Here is a 21,678-nt window from a genome sequence, read left to right on the forward strand (position 1 = left end):
TTCGTTCTCATCCAACAAATGTGCATCACACTAAAGCTTATTCTCCTTGTAAAAATATCGAATTGAAGCCACTTTGACTATTATTTTGATTGGTATTGTTTAAAAACAATCAAAAGACCCTTTTAACACCTGATTTGATAAGATATATGAAAGCGGCGTATACTCTTTAATTAAATGCAACAATCACTCCAGATCCCAAATCTGTTATATTTTCCTAGCGTAATGGAAAATATAAATTTCCGAGAAACAGACGAATGTTAAAATCATCCTTATAGAAAAAGAAAATTATGTTGTCATTACTGTGGAAGATCATGGACAAGGTATCCTCAAGAAGCACCTTGCTCATGTAAAAAAATCCTTTTATCAAGTTAATACAAAGAAAGAAGGAACAGGGCTAGGACTGGCTATTTCTCAAAATATCATTTCACTTCACAATGGGACATTGGAAATAGACAGTGAAATCAACAAAGGTACAATCCTCATAATTACACTGCCAAAACAGCAGTAAAAAAAGGAATACATGAGGTATTTAAGCTTTGCTCACACTAGTACAGAAGGAGGAATGCTTCATGCCAGAAGTAAGATGTTCTGTTTCTAACTGTACCCATTGGGGGCAAGGAAATTTTTGTCAAGCATCTGCTATTATCGTACAGCCGGATAATAACATGTTTACAAACATATCCGGAGATTCCTATCAAAGTGCCTTGTTAGCTGGACAACAAATGAGCAGTACTGCTTTAGCTAGTGACGAAACATGTTGCCAAACCTTTGAACCAAAATATTAGACATGAAATCGCTGGGAAATAACATAAACTGCTGTATTTATAAAGAAAGAAAAGCCCTTTATAAAGGGCTTTTTTATCTTCCTTGTCATTAAAATATCTCCACATGTACCATCACCGCACACCTTTGATCCGTTTATATTGATTGACAATAATATACCGGGGAATTTCTGTGTATTTTACAGATGCACGTGCAACATCTATAATATATAAATTATTTCCTATATAGTATTTTCCTTCTCTCTTCAAGGAATAGACAACGAAAGTTTCATTAGGAAAGGAATCGCGAATACGTGTAAATTGACCGTTTGGCTCTTGCCAATATACCTGAGTACGATCTGTTACTGTTAAAACCCCAATTTGCTCTGGAAAAACCGTTTTTGCATTCCAGCTTACCACTCTATAGCCATGTTGATGAGCAGCTAGTTCTGGTGCTGCATAAAAACTAGAAATAATAACTCTTGTATGGATAGGAACACGTTCATACATCCATTGTATATCTCGGTTATGCATACGAATACATCCGTTCGACTCATAAGTACCAATGGTGCCTTCTCTGCTTGTACCATGAATGGCGTATTCTTTATTGTTCAATCCAAGCCAGCGTGCCCCTAAAGGATTTGTCGGATCTCCACCCGGAATATTTTTGCGATGATATTTTTTATTCTTATATTTATTAATTACTTTAAAATCACCGTGAGGCGTAGGCGTTGCTTTTTTTCCGGTAGAAATCGGGAATGTTTTCACATACCTTCCATTTTCAAAAAAGGAAAGTTGATTTGTCGCTACATTTATTAAAATCAAACGGTCTGGTTCATGATTGATGGCAGATGATGGATGTGGAAAAACAGCTAGCATAAAAGTTATAACCACGATTGTAAGTAATCGTTTCATACAATCCCTCCACTGCAATTACCTACAACCTTATGTTTTGTTATCTGAAAAAATCTATGATTTCCTTTATTAGCTAAAAATATATCCCCTTTTATCTACTCATTTTTATCTTTTTGTTCTATAACACTTAATACTAGCCATTTACAATAACTCCCCCATTTATATGAAGCATTTGTCCAGATACGTATGTGGAATCATTAGAAGCAAGGTATACATAAGCCGAAGCGACCTCCCACGGCTGACCTGCTCGTCCCATTGGTACATTCGCTCCAAACTGTGCTACCTTTTTCTCATCAAAGCTGGAGGGAATCAGCGGGGTCCAGATTGGTCCAGGCGCTACTCCGTTTACTCTTATACCTTTTTTGATTAAGGATTGTGATAATGAACGAGTGAATGCAACAATTGCCCCCTTTGTTGCTGAATAGTCAATAAGCTGCTCACTTCCTTCATAGGCAGTAATGGAGGCTGTATTGATAATCGTATCTCCCTGCTTTAGGTAAGATAGCGCAGCTTTGGTTACATAGAAATACGAATACACGTTCACGCGGAAGGTTTTTTCCAGTTGTTCTGCGGTTATGTATTCTAAGCCTTGTTGTGGATATTGCTGAGCGACATTGTTTACCACAATATTAAGTCCGCCAAGCTGCGACACAGTATCTTCTACTGTCTGTTTGCAAATTGCTTCGTCACTTAAGTCCCCAGAAAAAGAAACACATTTTACTCCATGCTTTTGCACAAGCTGTTTTGTGGTTTCAGCATCTTCATGTTCATCTAAATAAGCAATTGCAATATCTGCACCTTCTTTTGCAAAAGCAATTGCCACCGCTTTTCCAATTCCACTGTCGCCCCCTGTAATAAGTGCAACCTTTCCTTTTAGTTTGCTGCTTCCTTTATAAGAATCGTCTTCTGATTTTGGTTTTGGGTTCATAAGCGTTTCTAAACCTGGTTGTTTATCTTGATGCTGCGGTGGTTGATTTTGTTTGTTTGCTTGTTGATTTTGATTTGTCATAACATTACCTCCATACGCTAATTTGACTTTCTTATATTTTGCTAAATCCACCCCTTTTACATAAAAAACTTGCTATCATAATTGCAATGTTTTATTCCCTATAATTTTCCTGTAATGACTAAACTATCTATAAAAAATACTATCCTTATCAGTATTTTTTTAAAAAATTAAGTTTTTATTACAAAAAATATACTTTTCTCTTGCAAAATAACAAATAAACGAATAATATATATAACTGTTGTGTTTATCATTCGCTTTAATTCTAGAAAGGATGCTGTTATGTTTAATTTCAAAACTCATAATACTTCTGTTAAAACAGAAATCATTGCCGGGATTACAACATTTTTGACAATGGCTTATATCATTGTTGTTAACCCAGTTATATTAGCCGACGGGGGAGTGCCCTTCCAACAAGGCTTCACTGCAACAATTATTGCAGCTGTAGTTGGATCCTTATGTATGGCTTTATTTGCAAATCTGCCGGTTGCTATTGCACCTGGGATGGGATTGAACGCATATTTTGCCTATTCCGTAGTACAAGCTAATGGCAACGTTGACTTTAAAATTGCTTTTTCCGCGGTTTTTGTAACAGGTCTTCTCTTTTTACTTTTATCTCTGACAAAATTTCGTACAAAATTAATTGAAGCCATCCCTCAAAGCTTAAAGTATGCCATTACAGCTGGAATCGGATTATTTATCGCTTTTATTGGATTACGAATGTCAGGAGTTATTGCCGATCACCCCGCTAACTTAGTTGGTTTAGGCAACCTTCATTCTCCTTCTGTTATTTTGGCATTGGTTGGTCTTGCTATTACTCTCGTCCTTATGTCATTAAATATCAATGGAGCGTTATTTATAGGGATGTTGATTACTGGAATAATTGCTTACTTTACAGGGGACCTAAGCTTTAAAGATGGGATTACCTCTATGCCTCAATTACCAGAAGGGGTTATTGTGTGGAACCCGATTACAGCAGTTTCTGACGTAATCAAGTATGGATTATATACTGTTATTTTTTCATTCTTGCTTGTTACTCTCTTTGATACTACAGGTACACTCTTAGGAGTAACAGAACAGGCGGGATTAATGAAAAACGGTAAATTGCCGAATGCCGGACGAGCTTTACTTTCTGATTCTATTTCTACTACAGTCGGATCTATGTTTGGGACAAGCCCGACAACCGCATATATCGAATCCTCAGCAGGTGTTGCAGCTGGCGGACGCACAGGTTTTACTACATTAATTGTAGCTGGACTATTTATTATCGCAGCATTTTTCAGTCCGTTAATCGGGGCCGTTTCCGGTGTGGCTGCTATTACAGCTCCTTCATTAATTATTGTCGGCAGCTTAATGATTGGCGCAGTACGCCATATTGATTGGGAACAATTTGATGAAGCCTTTCCGGCCTTTTTAGTTATTTTAAGCATGCCTTTAACCTCTAGTATCGCAACAGGGATTGCTCTTGGCTTTATTTCCTACCCATTGATGAAAATTGCAAGAGGTAAATTCCGAGATATTCATCCATTTATTTATGTATTTGCAGTATTATTTTTATATCAGCTCGTATTTTTACCACACTAAAAACTGCAGTTGTTGAAAACCATCAAAACCGACATTTTCGGTTTTGATGATTTTTTATATATAGACGTAGACATTTTCTTATTATTAACATATATTATTAGATAATTAGATAATTCTCTAAATATCTAAGGAGGTGGATGTATGAATCAAGCCTTTAAAGCACTTTCTGATCTGACGAGAAGAGAAATATTAGATTTGCTTCGTAAAAAGGATTTAACTGCGGGAGAAATTGCCGAGCATTTTCACATTACAAAGCCAAGTCTCTCTCATCACTTGAATATCTTAAAAGGAGCAAACCTTGTACAAGATGAACGGCGTGGTCAATTTATTTATTACTCACTTAACACAACTGTATTTCAAGATGTAATGAAGTGGCTTTTAGAATTTGTAGATAAAAACGAAAGAAAAGGTGATGAATAATGAAAAGAAATATTTTCCCTTTATTTCTTTTACTTATCTCTGTTGTCATGAGTATAGTGTTTTATCCCCTGCTTCCCGATCAAGTTCCCATTCATTGGAACATTGCAGGAGAAGTGGATGGTTATGCAAGTAAATTATTTGCTTCTATTTTTTCTCCCCTTATATTAGGTGCAATGTATGTACTATTTTGGATTTTGCCAAAGATTGACCCTCGCAAAGAAAACTACCAAAAATTTAAAGGCAGCTATTCCATTATTATATATGCTATCCTGACCTTTTTAGTCATTATACAAGGCACGATTATTACAAATGGTATGGGCGTTACCGTCCATATGGACTTCATTATTTTTATATTAATAGGGCTCCTGTTTATTGTTCTCGGCAACTATATGCAAAGAGTGAAATCAAATTACTTTGTCGGTATCCGTACTCCTTGGACATTACAAAACGAAGAAGTTTGGAAAAAAACACATCGTCTAAGTTCAAAACTGTTCGTCATAGCAGGGATGCTCTTTATTATTTCAGCTTTTTTACCGAGCGGTATAAGACCTTTCATCCTTATCGTTACTATTGTTGTGATTGTTGTTCTCCCGTATTTCTTTTCATATTGGTGGTTCCGTTCGGGTAAGTATTAATAAAACCTCTTTCGGAAATATCCGAAAGAGGTTTTATTTTTCCCTCACTGCAAAGCTTCACTTTTTCTCTAAAAAATGCTGTAAATCCTCATATAGCCGCTCAGCATCCATATAGCCTTGATTATAAAGAGCGGTAAGTTTCTGCTGATTCTTTTCCAATCTTCCCACTTCAAGCTTTTCAACAGGACGAATAATAAACAAGCTTCCTTCCCGCTCTTGTTCTTCGATATATTTTAACGTCTCGTTATATAAAAAATAACGTTTTTTCATCTTGTTAACTAATTGTGGATAAGAAGAAAATGCCCTTTCTACAAGCCATCCTGTGCTCGATTTTTTCTTTGTATAACCTTTGTTTCGAGTTAAAATAAGCACATTTTTTTCAAACCCATCACTTTGGGCTTTTCGAATCGGGATCGGATCAACAATTCCACCATCCAACAACTGCTTATTCTCATGCTTTACGATAGGAGCAATAAATGGTAACGAACTAGATGCTCGCAGTACAGTCAGCATATCTTGTTGACTCCCTGCTTTTTCGAAATACATCGGTTCACCTGTTTCGATATCAGTTGTCCCAACGACAAATCTTTCTGCACTATTATAAAATGTATCAAAATCAAACGGCACATGCTGTGTTGGAATTTCATTAAAAATAAAATCCATATCAAACAGCTGCTTCTTACGCCAAAGGTTTTTATATGACAAATAATTTGGGTGGTTAATATAACCTATGTTAACCTGTTTATTTCTTTCTTTTTGACGAGATAAATATGAAGCGGCATTGCATGCTCCGGCAGATACCCCAATGATATAAGGAAAAAATAAATGTTTTTCCATAAAAAACTCGAGTACACCTGCCGTATACACACCACGCATGCCCCCCCCTTCTAACACCAATCCTGTTTTCTCTAGCATCTCCAATCGCCTCACATCTTTTACGGTTTCTTCTACAATTATTAGTATAACAAGATGCAGCCTCAATCGAAAAGAGTACGCTCAAATTTAAAAGCGATTATATGCGGCGATACAGGTGTTAATATTCTTTGTTTTTTCCGTGACAGTATGTACTATATAAATAAACATGCTTACCTTCCTTTTGTATCTGAACTTCCTTAATCTATTTTATAAAGGGACTATACAGATTGCATTTTTGCTAACTGATATGCGAAATGGTTTGTTGGCCCATGCCCGCTTCCAATATTCAATTCATGTTCGATTGCTTTTGTAATAAAACTTTTTGCTTCTTCTACGGCTTGATAAATGGTGTAACCCTTTGCCAATTCTGCAGTAATGGCAGCTGCAAACGTACAACCGCTCCCATGCGTTTGTATAGAATTAATACGCGGACTTTTAAATTCTAAAAATGTCTCTCCGTCAAATAAAAGATCTACTACCTCTTCTCCCTGATACGTTGCATGTCCACCTTTCATAACAACATATTGTGCTCCCCAGGTATGCAGCTGTTTAGCTGCCTCCTTACTATCTTCTATAGTGACAATCTGCATCCCTGTAATCACTTCTGCTTCCGGTATATTGGGCGTAATAACCGTAGCAAGCGGCAGCAATTTTTCTTGTAACGCTGTAACAGCTTCTTTCTGCAATAAAGCTGCTCCACCTTTTGCAATCATAACAGGATCAAGCACAATATTTTTCCATTTATATTCAGATAATTGCTCAGCTACTAATGAAATAATTTCACTGCTGAACAACATGCCAAGCTTAACCGCATTCGGTTTTAAGTCATCGGCAATCGATTGAAGCTGTTCCTGTATACCTTCTACAGGAACAGGATATACCCCTTGTACGCCTAATGTATTTTGAGCGGTAATAGCTGTAATTACGGTCATGCCATACACTTTTAATTCTTGAAAGGTTTTTAAGTCTGCTTGAATCCCTGCACCGCCTCCACTGTCAGATCCGGCAATCGTCAATGCCCTATTAACTTTCATAACTTTCACATCCTTTATCCAAAATAACGGTGATACAATGTTTTTGCTTCCGTTATATTTTTTGTACCGTGAACTAATACACGACCATCCTTAAATAATACGATTCTATTCTCTCCTGTTTGAAAGGATAACAAATATGGATTGTACACCAAATCTTTCACATATCCATGCAGTACCCTTGCTTGCTCTTGCAAATTAACAACTCTCTTGTACGAAGGACGAATTTGGACTGTATCTCTGCCGCATAAGATTGCTGTTTTCGATATATTTTCTTCTTGTAAATATGGATATATTGCTTCTAATCCGCAGGATAGACAATCCGTTTTTTTAAAGCCTTGTACATTCAAAGAACTATACTCATTTTTCCATATGTCAAAAGATACAAGTTCGCGACGAAGAGCATCTCTATTTTCAGATAAAAGCTTTAGAGCTTCACTTACTTGATAGGAAACAACCATGGACACAGCAGGAGAAAGAATTCCTGCTGTATCACAAGTAGCCCCTCCAACAGGAATTCTTTCTACTAAACAAGAAAGACATGCTGTTTCACCAGGAAGAATTGTGTAGCATAACCCGTAGCTTCCTATACAAGCACCATAAATCCAAGGAATGCTATATTTTTGAGCTATATCATTAATAATAAATCGTGTTTCAAAGTTATCTGTAGCATCTACTATTAGATCTGTCTCATCTGCCAAGCGTTTCAATAGTGTTATAGAAGCGTCTTCTGCATAAACGTCAATTACTATTTTCTTATTGATTAATTCTAATCTCTGTTTGGCTGCAATAGCTTTCGGCATATGTTCTATTACATCTTGCTCTGTATACAATTGCTGACGCTGCAAATTACTCCAATCAACATAATCTCGATCAATAATAGTTAATTTGCCAATTCCTGCACGAACGAGCATTTCTGCATTCATACTTCCTAATGCGCCTGCCCCTATAATCAACACATGTTTCTTTCCTATATTCGTTTGCCCGCTTTCTCCTATAGGTGTAAACAAAATTTGACGTGAGTATCGATTATTCAATTACACTCATCCCTTGCAAGGGGCTGCTTGCCGTCGCATAACGCTTACGGGGTATACGCCCTGCTTCGAATCCTAAGCGACCCGCTTGAATGGATAGCTTCATAGCTTCTGCCATTTTCACAGGGTCGTTCGCTCCGGAAACTGCTGTATTTAATAGCACGCCATCTACTCCCATTTCCATTGCTAATGTCGCATCAGATGGACTTCCAATGCCTGCATCCACAATAACAGGAACCGTTGCTTGTTCAATAATAAAGCTCAAATTTAATGGATTTACAATACCGAGTCCCGAACCGATTGGAGATGCTCCCGGCATGATGGCGTGAACACCAAGTTCCTGCAACCGTTTTGCTAGTAACACATCATCAGATGTATAAGGCAATACAGTAAATCCTTCTTGTAGTAGCTCTTCACATGCTTTTAACGTTTCCAACGGGTCTGGAAGCAGCGTTTTCATATCACCAATAACTTCAACCTTAACCATATCACACAGACCTGATGCTTTCGCTAGCCTAGCAATACGAACTGCTTCTTCTGCTGTACTGGCACCTGCCGTATTAGGGAGCAATGTATAGTTTTTTACATCAATCTTTTCTAATAAATTTGGTTGACTCTTCTCAAAAATATCCATACGTCGCACTGCAAATGTTAAAATCTCTGCCTCTGATACTTCTATCGCTTTCTTTTGTATGTCAAAATCACTAAATTTTCCTGTTCCGAGTAACAACCTGGATTGAAATGAAAATGAACCTATCTTTAACATCCTCAACCGCCTCCTACAAATGTCACAATTTCAATTTGATCTCCTTCAAATACCGTGGTATTACTATGATCCTGTTTTTCTAAAATCATTTTGTTCTTTTCCACCACTACAATTTTATTCTGCAGCTCTAAATGCTTCAGTAAAGTTTCTATCGTAGTAACTGTTTTTGGAACATCTATGAGTTTACCGTTAATTTGTAAATGCACTTATACCGCCTCCGCTGTTAAACAAGGAATGAATTAATTTATTTTCCCTTTTTCCTTCAATAAGATCAGTCATAAACTTGCCTGATATCGGACTAAGTAAAATACCATTCCGATAATGTCCTGTACAAGCATATAAGCCTACTATCTCATGATGCTTTCCCATATACGGCATACCATGATTAGATTGAGGCCGCAGCCCCGCCCAGACTGCTTCCCACTTTACCTCTCCAATTGCAGGCAGAATACTCTTCGCTCTTTCTAATAAGCTAACAATGTTTTGCGCTTCTACAGCTTTATCGTATACTTTTGGTATAACAGTAGCCCCAATCAAATAACGGTTCTCTCGTTTTGGCACGATATAAAACCCTTCCTGGAATACTGGGGCTGCAAGTAACGGTACATGACTTGTTACAGATAACATTTCTCCTTTAACAGGGAATGTGCCCCATTCCTTTTGAAACAATTGTAAAAACAAAGTACTCCAGGCTCCTGCAGTGATAATAACTTTTTCAGTGAAAATAGAACCAGCTTCTGTTCTGACTCCTTTCACTCTACCTTTTTCAATTATGATATCTTGAACAGCCGTATGTTCCACAATGTCTGCACCGCAATGACCGGCAGAATGAAGAAATGCTTTCGATAAAGAAGGCGCAATCACATGTCCATCTTTTGGATAATAAACCGCACCTGCAAGAGAGGAAGCCAAATATGGCTCTTTTTCTTTTAACATTTCTATGTTTAAAAAATAAGCTTCTTCTCCAGTTTCTTGCTGCCATCGCATAGACTGCAGCAATTCTCCCACTTCCTCTTCGGATTGAGCAATCTTATAAATTCCTTTTTCCTCATAACCAATATCAATTCCCGTTATCTCCCTTAACTCTTCAGCCAATTCTGGAAATAGAGAACGACTTTGGCGTGCCAATTCAAATAAAGGATCATATTCTTTCCACTCCGCTTGTACACCGAGTAATCCAGCAGCGGCTTTTGAAGCTTCTGAAGCAACTGCACTCTTTTCTACTATTAGTATTTTATAGCCTCGCTTTGAAAGATAATAAGCAACAGCTCCCCCAATCACTCCGCCGCCAATGATTATGACATCATAGTATTTGTCCATGCTTCCTCACCTGCTTTTGTAATACTTTTCTGTATTCCTCTGCTGTATGTAACGCGTTACACGAAGTGAAAATACCAGACATTACCGCAATACCTCCTACGCCTGTTTGAAGAACCTCCTCTGTATTTTCTGGAGTAATTCCTCCAACCGCAATTATTGGAATAGACAGAGAGTTTACTATCTTTTCAATTTCTTGTCCCCCTCTTGGAGGAATCCCTTGCTTTGATTTAGTTTTAAAAATATGCCCGTACATAACCGAGTCTGCACCTTTCTGTTCTGCACACACAGCTTCTGCGTATGAATGGACAGAACACCCGATATGCATATGTGGAAATTTTTCTTTTACCACCTGCACGTCTGCACTTATATAGCCCAGCTGTATCCGTGAAACTCCTGTTAATAAAGCAATATCGAGACGATCATTTATAATCAGTTTTTCAGAAGGGACACCGTTGGTAAGTAACAAGATGATTCCTTCATATAACTCCTTTGTGCTTTTATGCTTTTCACGAATATGGATAAAGTCAACACATGTATGAATGCTTTTCGCTATTACAGCTATTTCATGAAATGATAATGTCCCATTCGATATAACATGAAATTCTCCATTCACTTTTCATCCCTACTTTACAAGTGTTTCAAACAACTCATCTGCAGAAACAATCTTCTTTGTCATTCCTTTTTCTTTCAACCACTTGCTTTGTTCTTCCCAAGATCGACTCGTCTGTGATAAAAACCGCTCGTCTTTCGTCTCCATTTTTTCTAATAAAATAGCCAAGCTTTGCTTTTCTACTTCAGGAATCAACGGAAAATTCTCCTTTTCTTGATGTGCCAGCAATATATTTAATGCTTTTTCCGGGTTATTTTTCATATATTCATAGCCTTTTTTCGCACCTCGTAAAAAGGCTTGCAACGTTTCCTTGTCTTTTTGTATTGTTTTATCACTCGCTACAAAAACAAGCTCATAATAATTAGGGACACCGTAATCTGCTGGGCTAAAATAAGCAGGATTATATCCTTTTTCTCTTAATACTGGTATTTCATGATTAATATAAGCTCCTGTTACTGCGTCTACTTTTTTCGTAATTAATGAGGCTACTAAATCAAATCCTACATCCACAAGCTTTACTTTATCTGGGTTTCCCCCATCTTCTTTCATCATAGTTTTTAAATATTCTTCACTCAGCAGTGTTCCGGAGTAACCTACTGTTTTTCCTGTTAAATCTTTCGGTGAATGGATTCCCGCTTCTTGTAAAGAAACAATATGATTCAACGGCGAACGTACAACTGCACCTATAGATTTGATTGGAATACCTTCGTTAGCCCGAGCGATAATAACATCAGGCTGATAGTACAAACCTACTGTGGTCTTTCCCGCAGCCGTTAATGTCAGAGGATCGGTAGGATTAGAAGGAAACTTTATGTTGACTTTAATCCCTTCTGCTTTAAAATAGCCATTTTCTATCGCTGCATAAATGAAACTGTGAACGGCATTCGGATACCAATCGAGCATCACAGTAACTTCTTTTTGTTTTAATTGTTCCTTACTCGTTTCACTTGAACAGCCTGCAAAGACAAATAGTACGATGGTTAAAAGTAATACATATTTAATATTCTTCATAACTGCTTCCTCCAACTAATAAGTTTCCGTTCTAACAATGAAACAACCGCGACACATAAAATAGCTAATAGAGACAAAAGTACAATGGGTGCAAATACACCCGCCCCGTCTAGCTGTGTCATCATTCGTTTACTAAAATACCCGAGCCCAGCCTGTGCCCCGAGCCACTCACCTATCGCTGCCCCAATTACACTTAGTGGTATTGCCACTTTTAAAGCCGAAAAAAAATACGGCATCGCTGCGGGAATCGCTAATTTTAAAAAGATGGTTCTTTTACTTGCCCCATATGTAAAGAGCAATTCCTCCCATTCCTTTTTTGTAGAGCGAAATCCATCGTACGTATTTACCACTATAGGGAAAAAGGTAATAAGAACGGTGACGACTACTTTGCTCCAAATAGAATATCCAAACCAAAGCACAAACAATGGTGCTAATGCTGTGATAGGGATCGTTTGAGAAGCAACAAGAAGCGGATAGCACGCTCGCTCAACGAAAGGATATATACTCATTGCTATAGCCAAACCTATTCCAAAAATAATAGAAATAACTAATCCAATAGCTATGATATGTACTGTAGCTGGTAGATGAACAGCAACTAATACTTCGCGCAGTTCCCATATTTTAATAGCAATCACACTCGGAGAAGGGAGAATATACATTTCATTAATACTCCGTGCTGCAACTTCCCACGCAATAAGGAGTGCCAGGCTAATCAATAGCGAAGGGATATGATATGTAACACGTTTCATATGGCTACTTTTCCTTTCAGTTGTTCTATCAATTCTCCTTTTAACAGCTGTAATTGTTTATCGTACAGCTGATTTCGAATACGTTCGTCTCCAAGTGGAACATGAATTTCTTGGATTGTTGTAATGGGCTTTTCAGTCACTACTAAAATACGATCAGATAGATAAATAGCTTCCTCCACGTCATGAGTAATAAACAAAATTGTTTTTTTCCATTTCTTCCATTGCTCATATAGCCATTCTTGCATATTTACTTTTGTAATAGCATCAAGGGCACTGAAAGGTTCATCTAGAAGAAGAACATCGGCTCCGGTCAAAATAGCACGCAAAAATGAAACACGCTGCTTCATTCCTCCAGACAAATCTTTTGGATATTTATGTTCATATCCCCCTAGTCCAAATGCTTGTATTAAATTCATTGCCTCTGCATATGCTTCTCTTTTTTTCCTCCCTTGACACTCTAAGGGTAATGCTGCATTCTTCAGTGCAGTACGCCATGGCAAAAGTAAATCGTGCTGTGGCATATATCCTACTTTATTTTCTTTTCTTCCTGCTTCTGCTCCTTGCACCATAATCTCCCCTGCTAAAGCTTTCTCTAATCCAGTAATGAGACGAAATAACGTGCTTTTTCCGCATCCGCTTGGTCCTACAATACTTACAAATTCTCCTTTTTTCATAGAGAAACTTAAATTTTGAATAATTGCTTTTTCCTCTCTAGGATAAGAGAATGTTACATTATGAAAGCATAGTATACTCTCGTTCAAAATCCCACATCTCCTTACGATATGCCATATCCCAAAATAGATATTCAAAACGGCTCATATTTAAGAAAATTTCTTCTAACCTTGCAAGTTCATTTTTCGACTTTCCCTCTGCCAGTGCGTTTAATAAATCAATCAACCATACACAAAGCTGACCATATTCCTTTGAACTATATCCCCAGATCCATTCTCCATAAAATTCATGTGTATTCGCCCCTGGCTTTTCATTTAATCGTTTTCCAATTTCCCAATAACTCCACATACACGGAAGTAAGGAAGCAATTAATTCGGCTAATGTTCCATGTTGAGAAACAGACATCATGTAATTCGTATACGCCAAATTTATAGCAGACGGCTTTGCCCCTTCTAATTCCTCGATTGTAATACCAAGACGTTTTGCATACCGGCGATGTAAATTCATTTCTCCGTTTAAAATTGAATCTAACAGCATGGCGAATTTACTCATCACCTTCAGGTCATAGGCTTTTACTACACCGATTGCATATACTTTTGCATAATCTAAAAGATATAAATAATCTTGTACGATATAAAACCGAAACTTATCAACCTCTAACGTACCCTTTCCAATTCCAACTACAAACGGATGGTTATGACTCCTCTCCCAAATTGGTTGTACTTTTTCAAATAATTCCTCACAAAATTTCATGTGGATTCCCCCTTTAAAACTATATAAAAAACCGCCCCCAAGTTTTGGAAGCGGCAACAAGCAAACATACTGATAGTAAATATCCTTGCTTCATCACTTCCCTTCGCTAGCATTACCTAGATCAGGTCATAAGGGTTAGGATCTTACATCCCTCTCAGCTTACAGCACCCCTAGTGAAAAATATTTAATTACACAAAAAGCCCAATTTCCGGATAGGGAAATTGGGCATAATATACACTCATATTATCCATTTCGCTTCCCTACGCTAGAATTATCTAGATCAGGTTTCAGGGTCAAAGACTGTCAGCCTTACTCTCAGCTGGTCACACCAGCTCCCCTAGCAACTGTTTCATTTTCGTGTTAAGTATAGCACTCGTCTTTTGAATTATCAATCCTTTTATTTTTCATTAGCTGCCTCTTTTTCAATCGTAGTCTTCCGAAATTTCACTTAATGCTATTCCTGCTTGTTCATCAACTTGGTCTTCCACTGCTATGTCACCAAGCGATAACATGCCAACAAGCTGTCCGTTTTCTACTACTGGCAAGCGGCGAATTTGATGTGTTGCCATCAATTCTGTCGCCTTCTCCACCGGATCATTTGGTGATACACAAATAACCTCTGTGGACATCAGATCTGTGATTTTACTTGACCCCGGATGCTTTTCAGCAATTCCACGAATCACTAAATCGCGGTCTGTCACAAGACCAACCACATGACCATTCTCTACTACAGGAATCACACCTACATCTTGCTGCTTCATCATAAGTGCTGCTTCATAAGCATTATCCAAAGGCGTACAGCAAAAAATGTCTGTACTCATAATTTCTCTTACAGTTGCCATTATTAGCCCTCCTTTCCAATAATAGTTTGACCAATTTTTCATATTTCATTTTTTTTATTGTAAAGGAAGTAATTGGAGAGTTTGCCCCTCTTCGTTATAAAGATACGTCGTATGATATGTACCCTTCACCCAATCTTTAAATTGGTTATGATACCAATCACTTGCCACATGTCCGGATTGCCCTGGAGCAACAATATGATTCCCTTTTGTAATATCTTCTAAATCAATAACAAATCGCCATGATGCCCCATGGTTTACGAGGCCTGTTTTTGGATTCCATCCGGCCGCTTGTACTGTTACCCGACTTCCCCCAACCGGTATCGGTGTTTCCGAATTGAACAAATATTTTAACACACTTACGCTAGATAATGGATGCGAAAAAGTGATACGATGATACGATCCCCATTTCCATTCTTGTACATTACTTCCTTGCATTTCTTGAATTCGTTTTATTGTATTTTTGTATGATTTATTCAGCACATTTTCAAGACCGCCATTTTCTTTTATCCATGGTCCTGGATTATTTTCATGAGCATGCCTTATAAGCTGATCTACAATTTGACCCTTTCCTTCAAACAGCTTATCCATATCCTGTGAAATGTCCTTATCGAACAACACCTTACTGATTTCATCTTTCCATAGCTGGAATACAAGCGGTGCTCCTAAATCTCGATCATCTTTATACTTCCATTCTTTTAAAAGTGTTAAGCCTTGCTTCTCTATATCTGATAACTTATTTTCATCAATATATGATAAAAATATTGGAACAAACTCTTTTGCCTGTAAATCATATTGATCCATCTGCAGTTTCTCCATATCCTGCACTGTAATATTATTCTTCTGCTTCAGTACTTCGTTAATTCGCATAGCTCGATACGGCTGTGCCCATTCATTACTTATATGGTATGGATAATCGTCATTCACCACTTTATTATTTGCCGTTGCAATAAATCCTTCTACCGGATTTACAATTGTTGGAAGATCATCCCATGGGATATATCCCGTCCATTCGTACTCTCCTGTCCAGCCCGGTACAGGCACGAGGCTATCACCTTTTTCTCGAATCGGTATTTTTCCATTAGCTCGATAAGCAATAGTACCATCTTTGGATGCAAATACAAAGTTTTGTGCTGGTGTATGGAAGAATGTTAACGCTTCTTTAAAGCTTTCCCAATCCTTTGCTTTATTCATTCTCATAACAGCTTCCAGCTCTGTCGACGGCTCTAAGGCTGTCCACTTTAAAGCAAGGACTGTATCCTGTTGTTTATCCTGAGCAAATTCCGAAATAACAGGACCATGTCGAGTAATGACAACTTTGTAATCTATATCATCCTTCCCTTTTACTTTTATTTTCTGCGGAATGACTTTTGCTTTTTCCCAGCTGTCTTTATATAAAAATGAGGTGGAATCGTTAGGATTCCGTTTTTCAATATACAAATCCTGTACATCTGGCCCTACATTCGTTACCCCCCATGCTATATGATCGGTATGTCCTAATATAATTCCCGGTATCCCTGCAAAAATAACACCGCTTACGTTAACACCGGGGCCATTTAAATGCATCTGATACCAAATGGCGGGAGTTGCTAACGAAAGGTGTGGATCATCTGCTAGAATCGGTTTTCCGGATTTTGTTTTACTTCCGCTTACAACCCAGTTATTGCTGCCATTAAACTCTGGCGGTATTACTGCGGATGCAAAACTCTGTTCAATATTAATATCTGATTTTACAATAGATTCTATAATTGCAGGACCACCTTGTGGATAAGAAGGGAATAAATCCAGTGCTTTTTCTCGCGGAAGCGTTTGCAGAAGGTGATAACGAAATGCCTGTCCTTCCCAATGCCCACCAAGATCAAACGCCATATACTTTCCAATAGTAAGAGAGTCAATAGGAGTCCATTCTGTTGGCTTATAGCCAAGTATAGTAAACTCTACAGGCAACTTGTTATTTTTTATTGCTTCTTGCATATAGGTATTAACCCCTTGAGCAAACCATTCCAACATTTGCTTTGCTTCTTTTGAATAATTTTCATAAGAAACCTCGGCTGCACGGCGCAGCCCGAATGTACGGAAAAATTTGTCTCTTTCTATTGTTGCTTCACCAATTACCTCACTTAATTGACCGGAAGCCTGCCGTCTGCTTAAATCCATTTGAAATAATCGATCTTGTGCTTGTACATATCCCTGTGCCATATATAAATCGTGTAAACTATCTGCTTGAATATGAGGTACTCCCTCATTATCTCTTGTAACAAGTACCGTATGTTCTAATCCTTTTACAGAAACTGTTCCATTTATTTTTGGTAAACTCCTTTTTAAAAATAAGGTTCCACCTATAAAGCCAATACTGGTAAGAAGTACAATCAGTGCAATTCCAATATAAATTACGCGAACAAATCCCTTTTGTCTTTGCCTTCTTCGGACTACTACCTCTTCCATATATTCAACTCCTTTTCTTTTCATAGTAGAGGGGATAAAATAAAAAAAATGTAGAATCACGTAGGAAAATACAAATATTTTTCTACATAAAAAGAACCAGTCTGGAAACCAGACTGGTTCCTTTTAATTAGTTGACTCCAACTGCATCAAAGGATTTGTTTACTGCATTTACTTCAGCAGAAGCAGCACCGTACAACTTAGCGGCTGCTTGTACAAGCGCAGCACGCGCTTGACTAAATGTGGAGGATTGTGTTAAAAACTCATTATTAGCAACATAATAAATAGCTGCCACCTTATTTAATCCAATTCCTGGAACTGTCACACCGTAGAAAGTTCCTCCAACTGCAAGCAAGTATGCTTGCTTATTAATAATACCGCTGTTAGTATGAACACCTCCATTATCTTGTGTACCTGTATATCGTTTGGAATAGTGGTCTGGATCACCATATTTGGCAGGATCACTCATGGAACGAAGTGCATCTCCTGCTTTTGCAGGTGTATAAACATCTTCACCTATTTCATAGTCAGGATTACGATTATCATAGAATTCTATAATAGTACCAAAAATATCAGAGATAGCTTCGTTTAGTGCACCCGATTCATTTTGATAAATTAAACCGGAGGTATATTCAGTTACAGCATGTGTCAGTTCATGTCCGACTACATCGATTCCGCCTGATAATGAACGGAAGGTAACACCATCACCATCGCCATATACCATTTGCGAACCATTCCAAAATGCGTTATTATAATTTCTATTATAGTGAACCGTTGATTTTAATTGTGCTCCTTTATCATCGTACGAATTTCTGCCAAACGTATTTTTATAATAATCATACGTTTTCCCAGCATAATAATGAGCATCTACTGCAGCACCGTCGTAGCTTGCATTAAACACATTATCAGTATCAGTCCATAAAGAGCCAGGCAAACGAGAACGATTTTTTGCGTCGTAAGTATAAACCCCATTGCCACGCGTGTTATCTTGTAGATAGTAATAAGATCCAGAGAGAGTTGTATTAATAGACTTTGTATCACCGAGTACCCCAGTTCCTGTACCTACTTTATTTGTTCCAGTAACTGGTTTAGCAGGTTTAGCTGCAGAATTTGCAGTATCAATACTGTTGAACTTATTTAGTACTTTTCCGGTTTCTGCTTCAATAAAGTAATAATAATTACCTGGCTCTGGAGATAAGAAATTTAAGTTTACTACATAAGCATACGTTGCTTCATCCCCATATGTATACACATGAACCTTTGCTGTTGGCTCTTTTTCATATTGCGGCTTATAACCTAAATCTTTCTCAGCTTTAGCAATAGCCTGCTTTTCTGTGATTTTCTTTAAAAAGTTAAGCTTGTCCTTTTTATCTAAACCTGGGGATACAGTTCCGGATACAACAGTAAGTATACCATCTGCATCAACATGTGCGACTTGTGTAGAACCCCATACTGGAAACCCATTAAATACTTGCTGTAAGCGAACAACTGTAGAGCCAAATGTATCTTTCACTTTAGACTTAACTGTGAATGATTGCTCTGCACTCCTATCTCCGAGATTATACTCCTTTTTGTTTTGATTAAAATAACCAAATACGATAGCTTCTGCACTTTTAGAAGACGGCTTTGTTAGTGCTCCAGATACAAATTCAGGAGATCCAATTACCTCATTATATTTTTTGGTAGATAAAACATTTTTAGAAGCAGCAAATGCACCGCTTGGTACGGCCGTAAATGCACTAACAGTCAACCCCATAGATAATACTAAAGCTAAACCTTTCTTCTTCAATGTAATTCCTCCCTTTAATACAATTAGAATTTTCTGAAAATTCTTAAGAGAAATATATCACACATGGAAATTATTTGAAAAGAAAGGATTTACTTCTAATTTCGATATATTTACTTATAATTTGACACATAAAACTATTATGCATTTAAAATATATGCAACCTTCTTCATGATTTTATGGTATGTTGTACTTTTCCTCTCTGCTTCAGCTGTATATTCATGTATATACAAAAGAGATAATGTTAAATTTCGTCAAAAATATTACCTTTTTTCGTATTGTTTTCACCGATTGAAATAATGGGAATAAGAAAAGGAAGGTTACTGTAACCTTCCTTTTCTTATTCTTAAGATACTTCTTTCTCTCTTTTTTGATATTCCGTTTCCCAAAAATCAGCATCTTGAATACCTAGCTTTTGCGGATCAAATATTGGATCTTTCCCTTCTGCCTTCTGCTTCTCATAATCCTTTAACGCAATTATGGCAGGCTTTTGCAATAAAAGAATGGCAATTACATTCAACCATGCCATCACACCTACACCGACATCTCCTAATCCCCAGGCGAGCGCTGCTGTTTTGATAGAACAATAGAACACAGACCCTAACAAAAACACCTTTAAAGAATGCGCTAACCATGGTCGGTTTACCTTACGATTTAGATAAGCTATATTGGTTTCTGCAATATAGTAGTACGCCATTATAGTTGTGAAAGCAAAAAACAATAATGCAATAGCTACGAACGCACTTCCAAATGAAGGGAATACTGACTCTACTGCTTTTTGAGTATAAATTGGACCTGGCTCTAAGTCTCCTAAATTATTAATTATGTATCTACCACTTGGAGCTTTCACATTATACATGCCTGTAATCAAAATCATAAATGCTGTGGCTGAACAAATGAATAATGTATCAATATATACTGAGAAAGCTTGAACTAGACCTTGTTTTACAGGATGCGTTACTTCGGCAGCTGCTGCAGCATGAGGCCCCGTCCCTTGTCCAGCTTCATTAGAATAAATTCCCCTTTTAACGCCCCATGTAACCGCCATGCCTATAATTCCTCCAAATGCGGCATTTAGTGCAAAAGCACTTTTAAATATTAAAGCTAATACATTTGGAAGCTCCGTAATATTAAGGATTATGATTGCACAGGCTACAAGTATATATCCAATAGCCATAAAAGGAACAACTACTTCGGCTACCTTCACAATTCTTTTGATACCTCCGAAAATAATCAATCCCAATATAATTACTAATATAAGCCCTGAAATGATAGGACTTATACCAAAGGCGTTCTGCAATCCTGCAGAAATACTGTTAGCTTGTACACCTGGCATCAGCATCCCCATTCCAATTACAGTCGCAATAGCAAATAAAACCCCGTACCATTTCATCTTTAAGCCTTTTTCAATATAGTAGGCAGGCCCTCCTCGAAATTCTCCATCTTGCTTTACTTTATAAATTTGAGCCAAAGTAGATTCTACATACGCAGAACCTGCTCCCAAGAAAGCAATTGTCCACATCCAAAATACTGCTCCTGGACCGCCAAATGCAATGGCAGTAGCTACTCCAGCTATATTTCCTGTTCCAACCCTACCTGAAAGTGAAAGAGCCAATGCTTGGAAGGAAGATACTCCCACCTCAGAACCCTTATTATCCCTCAGCATTTTAATCATTTCTTTAATATGCCTAACCTGAAGAAAGCGAGTACGAAATGAGAAATACAAGCCCGCTCCCAAACATAAATAAATTAATGCTTGGCTCCATATAATATCATTTAAAAAACCGACAATTTGATTCAAAAATACCCCTCCATTTTTCTTTATTTTTAGATAATTTAAATTTTAAAATATTTTCTTTATTTTTACAATATTTTTTAAATTTAATATATTATCTTATTTATATTAAAAGAGAGAAGTACCCGAACACATAAAAAAACACCGAAACAAAAACGTTTCGATGTTTTGTATGACCCGTACGGGATTCGAACCCGTGTTACCGCCGTGAAAGGGCGGTGTCTTAACCGCTTGACCAACGGGCCTCAATGGCTCCGCAGGTAGGACTCGAACCTACGACCGTTCGGTTAACAGCCGAATGCTCTACCACTGAGCTACTGCGGAATAACAATAAGTATTATAGTGATATAAATTATATGGTGGGCCTAAATGGACTCGAACCATCGACCTCACGCTTATCAGGCGTGCGCTCTAACCAGCTGAGCTATAGGCCCATATTGGCAGGGGCAGTAGGAATCGAACCCACATTGGAGGTTTTGGAGACCTCTGTTCTACCATTAAACTATGCCCCTATAAATGGTGGAGGGGGACGGATTCGAACCGCCGAACCCATAGGGAGCGGATTTACAGTCCGCCGCGTTTAGCCACTTCGCTACCCCTCCAAATATGGTGCCGACTAGAGGACTTGAACCCC

Annotated in this window: 22 protein-coding genes, 5 tRNA genes and 2 riboswitches; of the genes, 5 read left to right on the top strand and 22 right to left on the bottom strand. The window is 37.7% G+C overall.

From position 1 onward, the window contains the following. Positions 1-235: 235 nt before the first annotated feature. Both J7Q84_RS03795 and J7Q84_RS03800 read left to right on the top strand, forming a co-directional pair. On the top strand, positions 236-508 hold the full coding sequence (locus tag J7Q84_RS03795) for an ATP-binding protein (RefSeq protein WP_209093126.1): 273 nt from the start codon (positions 236-238) through the stop codon (positions 506-508). A 61-nt stretch (positions 509-569) separates the two neighbouring features. Beyond that, a complete protein-coding gene (locus tag J7Q84_RS03800; RefSeq protein ID WP_209093041.1) occupies positions 570-785 on the top strand; it encodes a DUF1540 domain-containing protein in 216 nt (71 codons plus the stop codon). A 111-nt stretch (positions 786-896) separates the two neighbouring features. Here J7Q84_RS03800 and J7Q84_RS03805 read toward each other — a convergent pair whose 3' ends face one another. Together J7Q84_RS03805 and J7Q84_RS03810 are read right to left on the bottom strand one after the other, a co-directional pair. Beyond that, the gene (locus J7Q84_RS03805; RefSeq protein WP_209093042.1) at positions 897-1,676 is read right to left on the bottom strand and encodes a L,D-transpeptidase; all 780 of its coding nucleotides are present in this window, start codon (positions 1,674-1,676) and stop codon (positions 897-899) included. 133 nt (positions 1,677-1,809) lie between these two features. Then, on the bottom strand, positions 1,810-2,685 hold the full coding sequence (locus J7Q84_RS03810) for an SDR family oxidoreductase (protein ID WP_209093043.1): 876 nt from the start codon (positions 2,683-2,685) through the stop codon (positions 1,810-1,812). A gap of 279 nt (positions 2,686-2,964) precedes the next feature. Between J7Q84_RS03810 and J7Q84_RS03815 the strand changes: the two genes are divergently transcribed. From J7Q84_RS03815 to J7Q84_RS03825, 3 genes are all read left to right on the top strand, one after another. Further along, positions 2,965-4,266: an NCS2 family permease gene (locus J7Q84_RS03815; protein WP_209093044.1), complete on the top strand. Its 1,302-nt coding sequence runs from the start codon at positions 2,965-2,967 to the stop codon at positions 4,264-4,266. Between the two features lie 141 nt (positions 4,267-4,407). Beyond that, entirely contained in the window at positions 4,408-4,686 is a 279-nt protein-coding gene (locus J7Q84_RS03820; RefSeq protein WP_209093045.1) for an autorepressor SdpR family transcription factor, read from the top strand. Next, the gene (locus J7Q84_RS03825) at positions 4,686-5,321 is read left to right on the top strand and encodes an SdpI family protein (RefSeq protein ID WP_209093046.1); all 636 of its coding nucleotides are present in this window, start codon (positions 4,686-4,688) and stop codon (positions 5,319-5,321) included. The genes J7Q84_RS03820 and J7Q84_RS03825 overlap by 1 nt, the downstream gene beginning before the upstream one ends. A gap of 57 nt (positions 5,322-5,378) precedes the next feature. Here J7Q84_RS03825 and J7Q84_RS03830 read toward each other — a convergent pair whose 3' ends face one another. The 20 genes from J7Q84_RS03830 to J7Q84_RS03925 form a co-directional block, all read right to left on the bottom strand. Continuing rightward, positions 5,379-6,236, bottom strand: coding sequence for a patatin-like phospholipase family protein (locus tag J7Q84_RS03830; protein ID WP_209093047.1), 858 nt, complete (start codon positions 6,234-6,236; stop codon positions 5,379-5,381). A 218-nt stretch (positions 6,237-6,454) separates the two neighbouring features. Beyond that, positions 6,455-7,270: a bifunctional hydroxymethylpyrimidine kinase/phosphomethylpyrimidine kinase gene (gene thiD, locus J7Q84_RS03835; RefSeq protein ID WP_209093048.1), complete on the bottom strand. Its 816-nt coding sequence runs from the start codon at positions 7,268-7,270 to the stop codon at positions 6,455-6,457. A gap of 14 nt (positions 7,271-7,284) precedes the next feature. Further along, positions 7,285-8,304, bottom strand: a complete 1,020-nt coding sequence (locus J7Q84_RS03840; RefSeq protein ID WP_209093049.1) for a thiazole biosynthesis adenylyltransferase ThiF — start codon at positions 8,302-8,304, stop codon at positions 7,285-7,287. Further along, complete coding sequence (locus J7Q84_RS03845; protein ID WP_280635551.1) at positions 8,297-9,073, bottom strand: thiazole synthase; 777 nt, start codon at positions 9,071-9,073, stop codon at positions 8,297-8,299. The genes J7Q84_RS03840 and J7Q84_RS03845 overlap by 8 nt, the downstream gene beginning before the upstream one ends. Beyond that, complete coding sequence (gene thiS / locus J7Q84_RS03850) at positions 9,070-9,273, bottom strand: sulfur carrier protein ThiS (protein WP_209093051.1); 204 nt, start codon at positions 9,271-9,273, stop codon at positions 9,070-9,072. Before thiS ends, J7Q84_RS03845 begins: the two co-directional genes overlap by 4 nt. Further along, entirely contained in the window at positions 9,257-10,387 is a 1,131-nt protein-coding gene (gene thiO, locus J7Q84_RS03855) for a glycine oxidase ThiO (protein WP_209093052.1), read from the bottom strand. Before thiO ends, thiS begins: the two co-directional genes overlap by 17 nt. Continuing rightward, on the bottom strand, positions 10,371-11,000 hold the full coding sequence (gene tenI / locus J7Q84_RS03860) for a thiazole tautomerase TenI (RefSeq protein WP_209093053.1): 630 nt from the start codon (positions 10,998-11,000) through the stop codon (positions 10,371-10,373). The genes thiO and tenI overlap by 17 nt, the downstream gene beginning before the upstream one ends. Positions 11,001-11,009: 9 nt before the next feature. Further along, positions 11,010-12,008, bottom strand: a complete 999-nt coding sequence (locus J7Q84_RS03865; RefSeq protein ID WP_209093054.1) for an ABC transporter substrate-binding protein — start codon at positions 12,006-12,008, stop codon at positions 11,010-11,012. Further along, positions 12,005-12,757, bottom strand: a complete 753-nt coding sequence (locus tag J7Q84_RS03870; RefSeq protein ID WP_209093055.1) for an ABC transporter permease — start codon at positions 12,755-12,757, stop codon at positions 12,005-12,007. The genes J7Q84_RS03865 and J7Q84_RS03870 overlap by 4 nt, the downstream gene beginning before the upstream one ends. Continuing rightward, positions 12,754-13,521, bottom strand: a complete 768-nt coding sequence (locus J7Q84_RS03875) for an ABC transporter ATP-binding protein (RefSeq protein WP_209093127.1) — start codon at positions 13,519-13,521, stop codon at positions 12,754-12,756. The genes J7Q84_RS03870 and J7Q84_RS03875 overlap by 4 nt, the downstream gene beginning before the upstream one ends. Beyond that, the gene (gene tenA, locus J7Q84_RS03880) at positions 13,490-14,182 is read right to left on the bottom strand and encodes a thiaminase II (RefSeq protein WP_209093056.1); all 693 of its coding nucleotides are present in this window, start codon (positions 14,180-14,182) and stop codon (positions 13,490-13,492) included. The genes J7Q84_RS03875 and tenA overlap by 32 nt, the downstream gene beginning before the upstream one ends. An 81-nt stretch (positions 14,183-14,263) precedes the next feature. Next, positions 14,264-14,364, bottom strand: a riboswitch (TPP riboswitch). 58 nt (positions 14,365-14,422) lie between these two features. Continuing rightward, positions 14,423-14,531, bottom strand: a riboswitch (TPP riboswitch). A gap of 73 nt (positions 14,532-14,604) precedes the next feature. After that, complete coding sequence (locus J7Q84_RS03885; protein ID WP_209093057.1) at positions 14,605-15,024, bottom strand: CBS domain-containing protein; 420 nt, start codon at positions 15,022-15,024, stop codon at positions 14,605-14,607. A gap of 54 nt (positions 15,025-15,078) precedes the next feature. Then, complete coding sequence (locus tag J7Q84_RS03890; RefSeq protein WP_209093058.1) at positions 15,079-17,466, bottom strand: penicillin acylase family protein; 2,388 nt, start codon at positions 17,464-17,466, stop codon at positions 15,079-15,081. Positions 17,467-17,593: 127 nt separating this feature from the next. Next, positions 17,594-19,252, bottom strand: a complete 1,659-nt coding sequence (locus J7Q84_RS03895) for a M4 family metallopeptidase (RefSeq protein ID WP_209093059.1) — start codon at positions 19,250-19,252, stop codon at positions 17,594-17,596. 343 nt (positions 19,253-19,595) lie between these two features. Beyond that, positions 19,596-21,050: an alanine/glycine:cation symporter family protein gene (locus J7Q84_RS03900; RefSeq protein WP_209093060.1), complete on the bottom strand. Its 1,455-nt coding sequence runs from the start codon at positions 21,048-21,050 to the stop codon at positions 19,596-19,598. Between the two features lie 167 nt (positions 21,051-21,217). Further along, a tRNA-Glu gene (locus tag J7Q84_RS03905) sits at positions 21,218-21,289 on the bottom strand. A gap of 4 nt (positions 21,290-21,293) precedes the next feature. Continuing rightward, positions 21,294-21,368: transfer RNA gene (locus J7Q84_RS03910), tRNA-Asn, on the bottom strand. A 33-nt stretch (positions 21,369-21,401) separates the two neighbouring features. Continuing rightward, positions 21,402-21,478, bottom strand: a tRNA-Ile gene (locus J7Q84_RS03915). A gap of 4 nt (positions 21,479-21,482) precedes the next feature. Next, positions 21,483-21,556 (bottom strand) — tRNA-Trp (locus tag J7Q84_RS03920). 5 nt (positions 21,557-21,561) lie between these two features. Beyond that, positions 21,562-21,646, bottom strand: a tRNA-Tyr gene (locus J7Q84_RS03925). Positions 21,647-21,678: the final 32 nt, after the last annotated feature.

It is taken from the genome of Bacillus sp. 165, assembly GCF_017742235.1.
GTDB lineage: Bacteria > Bacillota > Bacilli > Bacillales > Bacillaceae_G > JAGHKQ01.

Bases quoted from the DNA above. Each gene is read 5' to 3' on its own strand.
- J7Q84_RS03800 (WP_209093041.1), top strand. From the start codon at position 570: ATGCCAGAAGTAAGATGTTCTGTTTCTAACTGTACCCATTGGGGGCAA.
- J7Q84_RS03805 (WP_209093042.1), bottom strand. From the start codon at position 1,676: ATGAAACGATTACTTACAATCGTGGTTATAACTTTTATGCTAGCTGTT.
- J7Q84_RS03810 (WP_209093043.1), bottom strand. From the start codon at position 2,685: ATGACAAATCAAAATCAACAAGCAAACAAACAAAATCAACCACCGCAG.
- J7Q84_RS03815 (WP_209093044.1), top strand. From the start codon at position 2,965: ATGTTTAATTTCAAAACTCATAATACTTCTGTTAAAACAGAAATCATT.
- J7Q84_RS03820 (WP_209093045.1), top strand. From the start codon at position 4,408: ATGAATCAAGCCTTTAAAGCACTTTCTGATCTGACGAGAAGAGAAATA.
- J7Q84_RS03825 (WP_209093046.1), top strand. From the start codon at position 4,686: ATGAAAAGAAATATTTTCCCTTTATTTCTTTTACTTATCTCTGTTGTC.
- J7Q84_RS03830 (WP_209093047.1), bottom strand. From the start codon at position 6,236: ATGCTAGAGAAAACAGGATTGGTGTTAGAAGGGGGGGGCATGCGTGGT.
- thiD (WP_209093048.1), bottom strand. From the start codon at position 7,270: ATGAAAGTTAATAGGGCATTGACGATTGCCGGATCTGACAGTGGAGGC.
- thiO (WP_209093052.1), bottom strand. From the start codon at position 10,387: ATGGACAAATACTATGATGTCATAATCATTGGCGGCGGAGTGATTGGG.
- J7Q84_RS03865 (WP_209093054.1), bottom strand. From the start codon at position 12,008: ATGAAGAATATTAAATATGTATTACTTTTAACCATCGTACTATTTGTC.
- J7Q84_RS03870 (WP_209093055.1), bottom strand. From the start codon at position 12,757: ATGAAACGTGTTACATATCATATCCCTTCGCTATTGATTAGCCTGGCA.
- tenA (WP_209093056.1), bottom strand. From the start codon at position 14,182: ATGAAATTTTGTGAGGAATTATTTGAAAAAGTACAACCAATTTGGGAG.
- J7Q84_RS03885 (WP_209093057.1), bottom strand. From the start codon at position 15,024: ATGGCAACTGTAAGAGAAATTATGAGTACAGACATTTTTTGCTGTACG.
- J7Q84_RS03890 (WP_209093058.1), bottom strand. From the start codon at position 17,466: ATGGAAGAGGTAGTAGTCCGAAGAAGGCAAAGACAAAAGGGATTTGTT.